This is a genomic window from Neorhizobium sp. NCHU2750 (genome assembly GCF_003597675.1).
Taxonomy (GTDB): Bacteria; Pseudomonadota; Alphaproteobacteria; order Rhizobiales; family Rhizobiaceae; genus Neorhizobium.
On record NZ_CP030829.1, the window covers coordinates 360642 to 375231 of the forward strand.

General features: G+C 60.6%; 12 protein-coding genes. 2 read left to right on the forward strand and 10 right to left on the reverse strand.

The genetic code is table 11. The features are described from left to right. Positions 1-7: 7 nt before the first annotated feature. The 6 genes from NCHU2750_RS25775 to NCHU2750_RS25800 all read right to left on the reverse strand — a co-directional run bounded on the left by NCHU2750_RS25775 (position 8) and on the right by NCHU2750_RS25800 (position 7154). The gene (locus NCHU2750_RS25775) at positions 8-2149 is read right to left on the reverse strand and encodes a hydantoinase/oxoprolinase family protein (RefSeq protein ID WP_162939796.1); all 2142 of its coding nucleotides are present in this window, start codon (positions 2147-2149) and stop codon (positions 8-10) included. Positions 2150-2342: 193 nt separating this feature from the next. Then, positions 2343-3737: an MmgE/PrpD family protein gene (locus NCHU2750_RS25780; protein ID WP_162939797.1), complete on the reverse strand. Its 1395-nt coding sequence runs from the start codon at positions 3735-3737 to the stop codon at positions 2343-2345. A gap of 13 nt (positions 3738-3750) precedes the next feature. Beyond that, a complete protein-coding gene (locus NCHU2750_RS25785; protein ID WP_119944642.1) occupies positions 3751-4506 on the reverse strand; it encodes an ABC transporter ATP-binding protein in 756 nt (251 codons plus the stop codon). Then, positions 4506-5549: an ABC transporter substrate-binding protein gene (locus NCHU2750_RS25790; protein WP_162939798.1), complete on the reverse strand. Its 1044-nt coding sequence runs from the start codon at positions 5547-5549 to the stop codon at positions 4506-4508. Before NCHU2750_RS25790 ends, NCHU2750_RS25785 begins: the two co-directional genes overlap by 1 nt. A gap of 40 nt (positions 5550-5589) precedes the next feature. Next, positions 5590-6327 (reverse strand): ABC transporter permease, encoded by a 738-nt coding sequence (locus tag NCHU2750_RS25795; protein WP_119944644.1) that lies wholly within the window; start codon positions 6325-6327, stop codon positions 5590-5592. Between the two features lie 20 nt (positions 6328-6347). After that, entirely contained in the window at positions 6348-7154 is an 807-nt protein-coding gene (locus tag NCHU2750_RS25800; RefSeq protein ID WP_119944645.1) for an ABC transporter permease, read from the reverse strand. A gap of 119 nt (positions 7155-7273) precedes the next feature. Between NCHU2750_RS25800 and NCHU2750_RS25805 the strand changes: the two genes are divergently transcribed. After that, a complete protein-coding gene (locus NCHU2750_RS25805; RefSeq protein ID WP_119944646.1) occupies positions 7274-8011 on the forward strand; it encodes a GntR family transcriptional regulator in 738 nt (245 codons plus the stop codon). Positions 8012-8188: 177 nt separating this feature from the next. Here NCHU2750_RS25805 and NCHU2750_RS25810 read toward each other — a convergent pair whose 3' ends face one another. The 3 genes from NCHU2750_RS25810 to NCHU2750_RS25820 form a co-directional block, all read right to left on the reverse strand. Further along, a complete protein-coding gene (locus tag NCHU2750_RS25810) occupies positions 8189-9001 on the reverse strand; it encodes a formate/nitrite transporter family protein (RefSeq protein WP_119944647.1) in 813 nt (270 codons plus the stop codon). Positions 9002-9672: 671 nt separating this feature from the next. After that, positions 9673-11853 (reverse strand): malate synthase G, encoded by a 2181-nt coding sequence (locus tag NCHU2750_RS25815; protein ID WP_119944648.1) that lies wholly within the window; start codon positions 11851-11853, stop codon positions 9673-9675. A gap of 103 nt (positions 11854-11956) precedes the next feature. Continuing rightward, positions 11957-12865, reverse strand: a complete 909-nt coding sequence (locus NCHU2750_RS25820) for a LysR family transcriptional regulator (protein ID WP_119944649.1) — start codon at positions 12863-12865, stop codon at positions 11957-11959. A gap of 118 nt (positions 12866-12983) precedes the next feature. On the opposite strand from NCHU2750_RS25820, the gene NCHU2750_RS25825 reads away from it, so the two are divergent. Continuing rightward, the gene (locus NCHU2750_RS25825; protein ID WP_119944650.1) at positions 12984-13412 is read left to right on the forward strand and encodes a GlcG/HbpS family heme-binding protein; all 429 of its coding nucleotides are present in this window, start codon (positions 12984-12986) and stop codon (positions 13410-13412) included. A gap of 139 nt (positions 13413-13551) precedes the next feature. Here the strand turns inward: NCHU2750_RS25825 and NCHU2750_RS25830 are convergent, their stop codons facing one another. Next, positions 13552-14496 carry a LysR family transcriptional regulator gene (locus tag NCHU2750_RS25830; RefSeq protein WP_119944651.1) on the reverse strand — a complete coding sequence of 315 codons (945 nt, stop codon included), beginning with the start codon at positions 14494-14496 and terminating at the stop codon, positions 13552-13554. Positions 14497-14590: the final 94 nt, after the last annotated feature.

The window sequence follows — 14590 nt, forward strand, 5'->3', positions numbered from 1 at the left end:
GCCTCCTTCAGGCCACGCGCCGGGCGTGAATGTTGTTCCAGCTGTCGCGCCGTGCTTCCCAACCGGGCGGGATGACGCAGGTCGTGTCATATTCCTCGACGATCATCGGGCCGGCCTTCCATACGTCATCGCCTTCAGGGAGCGCGGTGCGGCCGAGAACGGTGGCGCGATGCCAGCCACGACCAGTGAAATAGGCGTCGCGTTCGACAGCCGGCGGCACTTTTTCATTGCCGCGCGAGCACTGCGCCGGCATGCGCGGGATTTCCGGCACGCCGCGGCAGATGGCCCGGAGCGCCACGAACTGCAGCGGCTCTCCCTTGGAGGCATAACCGAATGTCTGCTGATGCAGCTCATGGAATTTTTCTGCGATCTCCGAAAACAGCGCGCTTTCCTTCGCGGCATCGGAAAGACCGTCAAAGGATGCGGTGCCCGCATCGAGCTCGACCGTCAGAGGCGCCGTCTGGCCGGCATATTTGACATCGGCCAGCATGCGGATGTCCTGAACCTCGGGACCGAAACCCTGCGACGACAGGAGCTCACGCCCGCGGGCGATCAGGCTGCCCGCAGCAGTGGCGGCATCAGCACCACGCGTCTCATCGAAACGTCGGTAGAAGGAGGCGACAAGCTGGTGTTCGACATCGGCAAACAGCATGCCGAGAGCCGAAAACAGGCCGGCGACCGGCGGGATGATGACTTCGCCCATACCGGCATCTTCAGCCAGCGAGCAGGCATGGACCGGACCATTGCCGCCGATGGCGAGCAGCGTGAACTGCGACGGATCGCGGCCCTTCTCGGAGCTGACGCCGCGCAGCGCCCGCAGCATGGTAGCATTGGCGATGCGGTGGACGCCTTCGGCGGTCTCGGTCGCTTCAAGCTTCAGGCCGCTCGCGAGTTCGGCAAAGGCATTACGGGCGGCGGCCGTGTCGAGGCTGAGTTCGCCGCCGACAAGAACGCCGGGATTGAGATAGCCGAGAACGAGGTTGGCATCGGTGACTGTCGGCTGCGTGCCGCCGCGACCATAGGCGACCGGGCCGGGCGTGGAGCCCGCACTGCGCGGGCCGACCAGCAGACCGCCGGCACCGTCATTGGCGGCAAGCGAGCCACCACCGGCGCCGACTTCGGCAATATCGATGGTCGGAACCTGAACCGGATAACCGGCACCGCGCACCATGCGGGCGCCGAGCAGCGGGCCGCCGCCCACCTCGGTTTCCGGCGAAACCGTATAGCCGCCGGCTTCCGTCAGGGTCGCCTTGGCGGTCGTGCCGCCCATATCGAAGACGAGTACGTCGCCGAGATCAAGATGGCGCGACAGGCGGGCGCTGCCGAGAACACCGGCTGCCGGGCCGCTCTCGATGATGGTGATCGGCTGGTCGGCAACGAGCGCCGCCGGCGCGATACCGCCCGAGGACTGCATGATCATCAGCGGCGCAACGATGCCGATCCCGTCCAGACGACGCTGCAGCGAGCGGACATAGGCGGTGACGATCGGGCGCAGATAGGCGTTGACGACGGTGGTCGACGAACGTTCGTACTCGCCCTGCTGCGGCACGAGTTCGCTGGAGGCGGTGACCATCAGGTCCGGCAGAAGCTCGCGCAGGATCTTTGCGGCCTGGGCCTCGTGCCGGCCGCTGACATGGGCGTTGATGAAGGTGATTGCGACGGATTCGACACCCGAGGCACGGATTTCAGCGGCAATCGCCTTCAATGCCGCTTCGTCGAGTGCGACGACCTCGTTGCCGGCAGCGTCCAGACGGCCGGCTACTTCGAAACGCAATTCGCGCGACACAAGCGGATCGTGTTTGCGATAGTTGATGTCATAAAGGCGCGGGGTGCGGAAACGGGCGATTTCGAGGACATCGCGGAAACCTTCCGTCGTTACCAGCGCCACACGGGCGCCCTTGCGCTCGATGATCGTGTTGGTGGCAACCGTCGTCGCATGGACGAATTCGACGATCTCGCTCGGCGCGATGCTCAGCTCGGCCAAGAGGTCGCGGACGCCGGTTTCGATGCCCTCGGAATAGTCATGCGGCGTCGACAGAAGCTTCTTGGAGAAGACCGTCCCCAGCGTGTCGATCATGACGATATCGGTGAATGTGCCTCCGATATCGACGCCGAGCCTATATCCGCCTTTGCCCTTCGAACCTGTCATAGCGCCTTTCCCTGAAAGCATGTTCTGCATTGGTTGGAGCGTAGTCTTGTCAAGTTGACTAGTCAAGTAATCAAGTTGCCGGTCATTTAGTAATTTGCCCGGTTATTGTTGCCGCCGAGCATGCGACTTGCGGAAAAAAAGACCGGCGTGGAGATTGCCTCGCACGCCGGCCAAGTTTGGGGAAATGATACGCTCAACGCCCCCGCGCCTGCGTAAACAAGGCAATGACCTGCTTGCCATCGCCCTGACTATCGAGGCTCATGATGAAATCCTGCAGCCGCTCGACCGGCTCTCCGCTCGCACCAAAACCCCAATCGAGGCAGGACGCGAACTTGGCGAGCACTTCCGCGTGGGTCATCGGCTCGTCGGGCGCGCCCTTCATCGTCAGCTTTTCGGCCGACAGAATGCGTCCGTCGTGGGTGGTCATGGAAACGCGGCATGGCGCGATTGCGGTTTCCTCATAATCCGGCGTCGACCGTGTCTCGATCGTCGCGGCATAGGCGACATCATCGGCGCGGATGCGGTCCGGCGTGAACGAGCGGATCGTTACCTCGCCATCGGCCAACGCTGCGGCAAAGGCATAGGCGGCATTGAACTGCGCATGCACGACCGGTGTTGGATGGGCACGGTCAAAGGCGGCACCGACGATCTTGCGGTTAACCTCGCCCAACTCGATCAAGCCGCTCTTCACGTCCGTCGCCTTCAGGCCCTGCGCCTTGAGGTCTAGAGCCAGCTGGATCGCGGTATGGGTGCAGCGGCAGCAGGGGAAGGGTTTCATCGACAGGTCACGGACCTGCCAGAGCTTGCCGAACTCACCGACGATGATTTCAGGCTTCACCTCACCACGCTCATAGAGATTGAACAGGCCGGAGTTGCCTTCGAGGAAGCGATGCGGACCGGTGATGCCGTTACGCGCCAGATGGGCGGCCAGAACACCGGAACGGGCCGCAAAACCCGGCCCGACGCGCTTGGCGAGCGCACCGTCCGCGATGAATTGCGTCGTGCCGGAAAGCTGGACGAAGGCAAGACCGAGCGCGTTCAGCGTCTGCGCCTCGTCCATCCGGAAGACCTTGGAGACGGCGGCAGCGGCCGAGATCGTGCCGAAGGCCGTCGTCGGATGCCAGCCCTTGCCGAGAGAATTGTAGCAGGCGAGACCGAGCCGGCAGAATACTTCGACACCGACGGCGACCGCCAGAATGATATCCCGCCCCGAGATCTGACGATCTTCCGCCTCGATCGTGGCAAGCACCGCCGGCAGCACGACGCAGAACACATGCACACGCGCCGGATCATGCTGGTCGTCGAAGTCGAGCGCATGGGCGGCAGCGCCATTGGCAAGCGCCGCGCTGACCGGGTTGACCTTGCCTGACCCGAGCAGGAGCGTTGAGAGACCGCCAGTTTCCCAGGCTTCCAGCGAGGCGACCAGCTCTTTCATGCCCGGCGCCTTGGCCGCACCGGCGATGACGCCGAGCGTATCGAGAATGAACAGTTTGGTGATCGTCACCACGTCGTCCGGCAGGTCCTCGTAGCGGATCGCGGCGACGGATTTCGCAAGTTCGGCACCATAGGCGCGGGTGGCAGTCGTCATGTCGGCCATGTCTTCAGATCTCAATGTCGTGGCGCAGCAGCTCGGCGATCTCGCGGCGCAGTTCGAGGAATTCCGGCGACAGCTTCATGTCGTCATGGCGCGGCCGGGCGAAAGGCACCCGGATTTCTTTCAGCACCCGCGCGGGACGCTTGGAAAAGACGAGGATGCGGTCGGCCAGGTAGAGAGCCTCCTCGATGCCGTGGGTAACGAACAGCACCATCTTGCGCTCGGCTTCCCAGATGCGCACCAGCTCGTCCTGCAGGATGTCGCGGGTCTGCACGTCGAGCGCGCCGAAAGGCTCGTCCATCATCAGCAGGCTCGGCTGGATGCAGAAGGCGCGGGCAATGCCGACGCGCTGCTGCATGCCACCGGAAAGCTGATGCGGCCACGAATTCTCGAAATCCTTCAAACCCACGAGCTGCAGATAATGCCGCGCGCGCTCGATGCGCTCGGCCTTCGGCACGCCCATGATCTCCAGACCAAAGGCGACGTTCTCCAGGGCAGTCCGCCACGGAAAAAGATCCGCGCCCTGGAAAACCATACCGCGACCGAAGCCGGTCTTGCCGGTAATATCCTCGCCGTTCAGCAGGATCTTGCCGGTATCTGCCGGCACGAGGCCGTTGATGATCTGCAACAGCGTGGACTTGCCGCAGCCGGAGGGGCCGAGGAGGGCGACGAACTCGCCATCCTCGACTTCCAGCGATTGCGGCACGATGACCTTCGTATCACCGAAGGACTTCGAGACATTCGTGATCGACAGATGCGCCATTAGCCGAGTTCTTTCAGAGCCTGCTCGAGATAGGTCCGGTCGATGACCTTGTTGAGATCGACGGTGCCCTTCAGGGCGCCGGCCTGTTTGTAGACCGGGATGACCTTGGAGAACTGGTCGACATTGAGAGGCGCCATGTCGCCCGGGAAGGCCTTGATATCGGTGGTCAGCGTCTGCCAGACAGGCTTCAAGAAATCATCGCCGGCAGCCTTCAGATCCTTGGACGACGCGTAATCGGCGACGCGGGCCTTGTACCAGGCATAGTCGTTGTTGGTCTGGCGGAAGGAGGTCAGCACCGACTTGATGACAGCGACGGCAGCCGTCTTGTTCTCGTCCTTCTTCAGCCATTCGCCGGTGGAGATGATGACGGCGGAAAACCAGTTGTCGAATTCCTGCCATGGGCGGACAAGGATCTGGTAATTGCCCTGGGTGGCAAGCTGGGCTGCCTGCTCGACATGCATGGGCACGGCATCGACACGACCGGCCAGAAGCGCGCGGGCGCGGTCACCGGAGCTGCCCATTTCGACGAAATTGATCGACTTGGCATCGATATTGTGCTTGGCGAAAACGCCGAGCAGCATGACATACATGAAGTCGCCGATGCTGTTGACGGCGATCGTGCCGCCGTTCTTGGCGATATCCTCGAGGCTCTTGGTCTTGTCGGCATTGACGACGATGACCTGCGACGTGTTGCTATAGGACAGGCCGATGATCTTGAGGTCGGCACCGGCTTCCGCACCGGCAAGCGTCGAGGCGACATCGGCATCGCCGAGATCGGCCGAGCCGGCAATGACTTCCTGGGCGATCTGCGGGATTTTTGCGGTCGGGCGGACTTCAGGCGCGGCAAAACCGGCAAGCTTCGGCAGTTCCATCCTCAACGCTGCCTGCATCGGCACGTTGACGGCGGCGGCAGAGGCAAGCGTATTGATTTTCAGTACCCGGCCTGACTGGGCAAACGCCTTCGACACAGGACCGAGCGCGATCATGCCGGCACCGGCAAGACCGGTACGCAGGACATCACGTCTGTTCATATTTCCAAGCATGTCATTCCCCTTGTCTTTGCTGTTGAAAATAATCGTTGTCTCATTCACCGAGCCGGCTTGCATACCAGGGCGCAGAACGGTCCGCGACGGCACGCAGGATGAGCGTGGCGCACATGCTGATGGCCATCAGAATGACGATCAGCCCGAAAAGATTGGCCGTCGAAATATCAAGGCCGGCATCGTTGAGCATGCCGCCGAAACCGACGCTGATGAACATCTCAGCCGTGACCATGGCGCGTAGCGAATGCACCAGACCGACACGCGCGGCGATCAGGATGAAAGGATGCAGCGCCGGCAGAAGCACATAGCGGAACCGCTGGAGCGGGCTCGCGGCAAAGGAAAGCGCCACATTGACGAGCTTCGGCGACACGTTGCGGGCCGCCTCGGTCATTGAGATGACTACATACCAGAGGGTCACGACGAAGACGATCGATACGAGGAAAGTAACGCCGCGGCCGAGAATGATGATGAACAGCGGCACGATGGCGGCTGCCGAGACGACGATGAACATCGATGCCCAGGGCTTCACCACGCTATAGACCATGCGTGAGCGGCCCATGGCGATCCCGAGCGGCACGCCGACGACCATGGCAAGCACATAGCCGATGAACATCTGCCAGAGCGTGAAGCCGATCGCCGGCCAGAAGTCCGGCTCGGTCAAGAGGCCGATGATCGCGGGCGCAACCTGCAAGGGCGTTGCCAGCAGCGCCTCGCCGAAACCCATGCCAGCAATCTGCCAGAGTACAAGAAGAAGGAGGATGCCTAGCATATTGGTCATCAATGACTTTTGCTTCCTGCTCACTTGCCAGGCCTCCAGACACAGATACGTCGTTCCGCGATCAAAAGCAGTTCCTGCAACAGCAGCCCGGTGAGGCTGAGCACGACGAGAATTCCGAGCACGGCCGCACTGTCGAAGCGGACGGATGCCTGTTTCATCAACTGGCCGAGATTGACGGCCGCGAGAAACAGTTCGGCGGTGATCATTGCATTGACCGCGCGCACGATACCGATTCTCAGCGCGGTAAAGGTGAAGGGCAGGCTTTCGGGAAGCAGCACATACCAGGTCCGCTGCCATCCGCTCGCACCGAAGGAGCGGCCGACATTCATCAGCTTCCTGTCGACATTGCGGGCGCCGCTGGAAATGACGATGATCATGTCGAACACGCACATCATCACCACCAGCGCGATGCGCGCCTCCATATAGAGGCCGAACCAAATGATGATGAAGGGCGCCCAGGCGACACTCGGAACGGCATAGATCAGATTGACGATCGGATCGAGCAGATCATGGACGAAGCGGATACGCCCCATCAGGAAGCCGAGGGGGAAGGCGATCAGACAGGCGATCAGGAACCCTATCACCATGTGCTGCAAGGCAGCCAGGAAGGCGAGCGGCAACTGGCCATTGGCGATGAGTTCGCCCAGACGGACGACCACGGCCGTCGGCGATGCGAGAACGAAGCTCGAATAGCGCTGCGCCACCAATTGCCAGACGATCAGTCCGACAACGATCGACACCAGCATGAGGAGCGTCTCGGACCGCCCTTCGAAGGTGCGAGAGGCGGTCTTTTCCGGCAGGACTGCGGGCTTGGCATCACCTGTCATGGCGCTGTCCCTTTGACTTGAGGGCTGTATCGAAGCATTGTTTCACGCCATAATCCTGTCTATACAGTATTATCAATCCATGACTAGTTGACTATGCAGCTTTCCGGGACGAGGTCAATATGCCGCCGAGCGAATTTATGCCGATCTATGCCCGCATAGAACAGCACCTGCGAGACGAGATCGCCGCAGGTCGCCTGGGTGCCGGCGATCGCATTCCCTCGGAACCCGAACTTGCCCGCGATTTCGCCACGACGCGCTCGACGGTGGCGAAGGCGCTGCAGCAACTCGTCTTCGAAGGCGTCATCATCCGTCGCGCCGGAAGCGGCTCCTATGTTGCCCCTCGTTCGCTGAGTGCACCGATCGAATTGTCGCGCGTGCGTTCCTTCGAGGAACAGCTTGCGGCCAAGGGGGCGGCGATCGGCTATGTGCTGATCGGCATCTCCGAACGGGAACCGACAGATACCGAGATGGAGACCCTTCATCTCAATGCCGGCGACTTGGTGCATGCCCTCGACCGCCTGCGTCTCGTCGGCGGCAAGAAGGTCAGCGTCGAGCGCCGCGTCTTCTCGGCCGAACTCGGTCGGCTCGTCACCGTCGACATGCTGCAGTCGATGTCGATCCACCGGATTCTGGACGAGCGCTTCAGGCTTGCAGTCCACCGGGTGGAAGGCCGTATCCGTGCCGGCCTCGCTTATGGGGAAATCGCGCGGTATCTGGACATCAAGCCCGGAAGCCCTCTCCTGATCCGCGACTACGTGCTGTTTTCGATCGATCGCCGCCCGTTGGTTTGCGGCGAATCCTTCTATCTGGAGGAGTTCCAGATCGATTATGTCGTGCAGCAGACCAACGGGGACTAGCAGGAGGCCGGGACACGCAGGAATTCCATACGCGGCCTTCAGATTTCACACTGCCAGCAGCCAGATACTCAAGGCAGGTGTCGGGTAAAAGACCTTCCCGTCCGGCTTCACTATAGGAGATGCTGACGTGCAATCAGCCTTGTTGCAGGATGAGGCACGTCAGTATCGACAACTGGTTCATTCGGCCGGAGCGTGAGTGCCAGCCGATTGCTGTTTAGCATCGGCAGCTTTGTTGTTGCCCTGCAGCCAGTAACCGCAGGCGATGAATACGCCGCCGCCGATGATATTGCCGACCGTCACGAAGAACAGATTCTTTGCTGCGCCGGCAATGGTGATTCCTTCCGGGTGGTCGCCGACCAATGCCATGCAGAATGCAAACATGTTGGCAACCGAGTGCTCGAAACCTGCGGCAACGAAAATGGTGATCGGCCAGAAGATCAACATGATGCGGGCAGTCGCGTCAGAGGTCCTGCTGCTCATCCAGATGGCCAGGCAGACCAGCCAGTTGCAGAGTATCCCGCGGGCCAGAAGCTGACCTGCCGGGGCAGACATCTTGGCCTGTACGATCGCGAAAAACTGCTGGCTGCCATCTCCGAGCAATACGCCGCCGCCGGCAGCATGCAGAAGTACTGCCAAAACGAAGGCGCCGATCAAATTGCCAACCCAGCCCGTCACCCATACCCGGACGAGATCTCCGATCGTCGCCTTCTTGGCCATAACTGCAATCGGCATATACATGGCCATGCCGGTGAACAACTCTGCGCCGGCAAAGACAACGATGGTCAGGGCCGCTGAGAAGACAGCACCCATGATGAGGTGGGACCATGCAGGATCTGCGTGAGCGCCGGCGGTGAACATGATGATGTCACCAAAGCCGATATAGGCGCCGGCCATCGCGCCGCCGACAAGAAATGCGAGGAGCCGGGTGCGGGCGAGTGTGGCTTTCGTGGCGCCAGTCTGGGCCATATAATCTAGGGCTTCATTATACATGGTGGTCTTTCTTGAGGGAGGATTAACTGTTTTCCTGCCGTCGATCTTCACGCGGCAGCAGAAATAGTGATTTGGACCCGTTCAATGAAAACAGGGGGCCGGAAAGAGATCACGAAGGGTGCGATCAGAACGGGCCAGCGCGACCGGGGTGATGGATCACCTCGATCCTTCGAGTTTTCAGCAAAATTGAAAACCTTTGCGGAACGATCGCCTGATGGACGAGCGTTCTTGAAAGCGCCTGCTGGGTGCCGCATCCATGAACTGGTGCGACATAATGCCGGGCGCCCTGTGGGACTTGATCTGCCATAGTGTGTTCGTATCGCGCCATGTGGGATGTGGCGGCTATCTGGCGAGCATATCCTTCGCGGAAACCATCCGAAGCATATGGGGTAGTTGATCGGTGTTGTCGTCGCGCGCAATATCATTTGCGCACTAACGTTGCGACCAAATCATACTTTAGTAGCAGATACAACGCGAAACGAGTTGTTTTGCCGCAGATTCGGAACGCAAGGCGAACAAATGCCCGCGCAGTTTCACATTGTAACGACATGTTGATCATCACGACGTCGCCGAACCTTGTCCCGCCCATCAGTAAGGCGTCGTCATCGGCTTCGGCGGACCTGTGGCATCTTGAGGTTCTTGCGCCATAGGAGGCCCTGCGATCTCCCGCCTCAGTTGACCCTCGCCTTGAGTTCGATCCTGCGGCGGTGGAGGACGGGTTCGGTATAGCCATTGGGCTGCTCGCGGCCCTTGAGCACCAGGTCGAGGGCGGCCTGGAAGGCGATCGAGCTGTCGAAGTTGCCAGCCATCGGACGGTAGAGCGGATCGCCGGCATTTTGGCCATCCACCACGCTCGCCATGCGCTTCATCGTCTCGACGATCTGATCTTGCGTGACCACCTTGTGGTGCAGCCAGTTGGCCATGTGCTGCGCCGAGATGCGCAGGGTGGCCCGGTCCTCCATCAGCCCGACATTGTTGATGTCCGGCACCTTGGAGCAGCCGACGCCCTGGTCGACCCAGCGCACCACATAGCCGAGTATGCCCTGTGCATTGTTGTCGAGTTCGCGGCCGATCTCCTCCGCCGTCCAGTTCGGCCGTGATGCCACCGGCACCGAGAGAATGTCGGAGAGTTTTGCCCGGCCGCGGCTCTTCAGGCTCTGCTGCACGGCAGCCACGTCTATCCTGTGATAATGGGTGGCATGCAGCGTGGCCGCCGTCGGAGACGGAACCCAGGCGGTGTTGGCACCCGCCTTCGGATGGCCGATCTTCTGTTCCAGCATCGCCGCCATCAGGTCCGGCATCGCCCACATGCCCTTGCCGATCTGCGCATGGCCAGACAGGCCGCATTCCAGCCCGATATCGACATTCCAGTTCTCATAGGCCGCAATCCACGGGGCCTGCTTCATGTCCCCCTTGCGGATCATCGGCCCGGCTTCCATCGAAGTGTGGATCTCGTCGCCGGTGCGGTCGAGGAAGCCGGTATTGATGAAGACAACACGATCACTAGCCGCACGGATCGCTTCCTTGAGGTTCACCGTCGTGCGGCGCTCCTCGTCCATGATGCCCATCTTCATCGCATGTCTCGACAGGCCGAGGACCTGTTCAACGCGCGAGAAGATCTCGGCGGCGAAGGCGACCTCTTCCGGCCCATGCATCTTCGGCTTGACCACGTAGATCGAACCGGTCGCGGAATTCTGGCGCCGGCCGGCCGGACCTGCGGGGCGGCCGATATCGTGGATGGCGATCAGCGCCGTCACCATCGCATCCATGATGCCTTCAGGTACTTCGTTTCCGTCGCGATCGAGAATGGCCGGATTGGTCATCAGGTGACCGACATTGCGCACCAGCATCAGCGAGCGGCACTTGAGCTTGAAGGACGAACCGTCGGGGGCCATGTAGTTCAGATCGGGATTGAGCCTGCGGGTGAAGCTCCTGTCTCCCTTCGACACCTCTTCCGTCAGGTCGCCCTTCATCAGGCCGAGCCAGTTGCGGTAGACGGTGACCTTATCCTTCGCATCCACCGCGGCCACCGAATCCTCGCAGTCCATGATCGTGGTGATCGCCGATTCGGCCCTGACATCGGCAATGCCGGCCGCATCGGTGCTGCCGATCTCGGTCGTCCTGTCGATGACGATCTCGACATGCAGCCTGTTCTTCGTCAGAAGCACCTGCTTCGGTGCGGCGGCCTCTCCGAGATAGCCGGCAAATTGCGAGGGATCGACAAGCCCGGTTACCGCGCCATCCGCCATCGTCACGAAGAGTGCGGCATTGTCGATGCGAAGTGCGGCCACGTCCTTCCAGCGCCCGCCGGCAAGCGGTGCCGACTGATCGAGGAAGTCGCGCACCCAGGCGATGACCCTGGCGCCGCGGACAGGATTGTAGGCTTTACCCTTCTCGGCGCCATCGGTCTCGGGGATCGCATCGGTGCCGTAGAGCGCATCGTAGAGCGAGCCCCAGCGGGCATTGGTGGCATTCAGCGCATAGCGGGCATTCATCACCGGCACGACCAGCTGCGGTCCGGCGATCTGGGCAATCTCCGGATCGACATTTTCGGTCGAGACCTTGAAGTCCTCACCCTCGGGAAGCAGGTAGCCGATCTCACGCAAAAAGGCCTCATAAGCGACCAGATCGCTCGGCGCGCCGTTCTGCCGATACCAGTCGTCGAGCGTCTCCTGGAAGGCATCACGTTTTGCCAGCAGCGCGCGGTTCTTCGGGGCAAGATCATGCACGATACCCGAAAAGCCCGCAAAAAACGCAGACGCATCGACCCCCGTACCAGGAAGCGCCTCGTCAACCAAAAACCGGTAAAGAAAATCTGATATCTGAAGACCGTTTTCTTCAACGCGCGCCATGATGACCTCCAAAGGATTTTTTTACAGAATCCATCCTGGACGGCTCCAACTCAACGGGCACAAAAGGATATCACTCGTTCCGAAATGGAAATAATCGGCACAGTCAGTTGTCTGCAGCACTCTCCCAATAGGGTTGGGGGCCGAAGACCCCATGCAGGTGCTCGATGAACACCCGAACTTTTGCCGGAAGAAACTGCCGGCTGGGGAAAACGGCAGAGATCGTCACATTCCTCGACCCCTGGTAATCCGGGAGAACACGAACCAGGCTTCCATCTGACAGCTCCTTGCCGATATCCCAGGTGGATCGCAAGGCAATGCCGAGGCCGGAAATGACGGCCTCGCGGATGACCTCGCTGGAATTGGTCTTGAGCTTGCCCTCCGGCCGATAGGTCAAAGGCCCCTGTGGACCGTCCAATCGCCAGGGCTCACCATTATGAGCGGGCAGGCATTGGTGATCCGCAAGGTCATCGAGAGAGCCTGGCATGCCATGCGTGTCGATATAGGATCTGGAGGCGCAAAGCACGCGGGTGACACCGCAGAGTTTACGGGCAACAAAGCCCGAATCCTTGAGGTCCCCGATACGGATCGCCAGGTCGAACCCTTCCGCGACAAGGTCTGTCAGCGCATCGGAAAGCACCAGATCGATCGACAGATGCGGATATTCCGCCATGAAGCCGCAGAGATGCGGCGCTACATGCATGCGCCCGAACGACGTTGGCGCGGTGACCCTGAGGGTGCCGACAATTGCCGATGAGCGGCCGGACGCATAGGCCTGCGCCTCTTCCATACTGGCAAGGATGCTGACGACGCGATCATAAAAGCCCTGTCCGGCCTCTGTGACCGCAATCTGCCGGGTCGTTCTCTGCAGCAGCCTTGCCCCAAGGCTTTTCTCAAGGCGCTTGATCCTCTTCGACACCACAGCCGGCGTCACGCCCAGTGACAGTGCTGCAAGAGACATGTTGCGCGTGGCTACCACCTTAGCAAACGTCTCGAGGTCATCCATGTCTTTCATCGTGATTTTTTCCAGAAAGGAACAGGTGATTGCCGATATTTGCATCTAACGCAAATAAGGCGTCACCAATAGGGTCGGATCACTTTTCACCAACTTGGCAGTTAGCAGGAAGCATTGCATGTTGACCATTCGACGATTGAGCCTCGAGGACGCCCGACTTCTGATCGCAGGAGCGGCACGTAAAGCGGACGAGATCGGCGTGCCGATGTGCATTGCCGTCTGTGACGAGTCCGGCCAGTTGATCGCGTTCGAGCGAATGGACGGCGGAAAGATTACCAGCTCGATCATAGCCCAGGACAAGGCCTATACGGCGGCAGGTGCCAAGCGAACGACGGAAAGCTATGGCGTGGCGAGCCAGCCCGGCAGCGCAGCCTATGGCATCAATTCGGCTATCGGCGGCCGGCTGATGGTGGTTGCCGGCGGCCTGCCGGTGATTGTCGACGGCGAAGTTGTGGGTTCGATAGGCCTCAGCTCCGGCACGCCGGCACAGGATAGCGAATGCGCTCAGGCAGGCATCGACTACTTCCTCAGTCATCACGGATCGTAGTCCGTTATCTGTACGGGCCTCCGCCGGCGTCTCGCTTGCCGAAGGCCCGTATCGGTTGCCATTACGGAAGAAACCGGCTCGAACCGGTGGCCACCGTCTCTGCCCTATAAAGGATTCGGCGTCACGCAATTATGCGAACTCAGCCCCGCATCAGTTGGGCACGCCGCATGAAGAAGCGTGGCAGACGCTCGATATATAACGAAAAGGCATCACTGAACTCGGTGAGGAAAACATCGAGCAGTCCGTCGTTGTGCGACGCAGCATGAATGGCGGAAAACGACAGTTCGATCGCCGGCTCAATCGGCCGGAAGCAGACCCCCTCTTCCCAATAATGGACGGCAGTGATCGGGTCGATGATCGACAGCCCCCCACCCGCTGCCACCATGGAGCAGGCCGCCATCGACAGATCGGCTTCATTGCCGAAAACCCGCTCGACACCTGCATTGAGAAAAAAGCGATCGATATTGACGCGCAACTGGGTGCCCCTGACAATCGAAACGAACGGATCATTGGCGAAATCGGCAGGTCCCAGCGTATCCTTTTGAGCAAGCGGGTGATTTTCGGGAACGACCGCAACAGGCTCGATCGAGGGCAATGAACTGCGTTTCAGGCCGGGGTGATCCAGCGGCCAATCGACCAGACCGAGATCTGCACGCCCGGTCGCCACCCAATCGACGATCGTCTCGGACGACGTGGCCATCAGCGGCACATCGATGCCAGGCCGTGAGGCGGTGAATTCGCCGATGAAGCGGGGCAGGATCGAAAGATAGAGTGCGGGCAGCGCCGCGACCCTCAGCCGGCCTCCACGCCGCTTTCGAAGGGCATCAACGGTGTGCCCGACCTGCTCCAACCCCAGAAAATATCGCTCTACATCGCGAAACAGCGTGGCCGCATCCGAGGTGGGCCGCAGCACATCGCCCCGCTTTCGCACGAAAAGCGGCACGCCGATCTGGTCCTCGAGGTCACGGATAAGGCGGCTGACGGCCGGCTGCGTGACATTCAGCATCTCGGCGCCCGTTCCCACGCCTCCGGTCGTCATCACCGCGCGAAAAGCCATCAGCTGTTTCTGATTGAGCAGATGCACAAAAAGCCTCCATTAAAAGAATGCCGAGGTCATAACATTTCTTGATTGGTTGGGCCACAAAATCAATTTGATGCAGAGGCAGGTGTCTCTATTC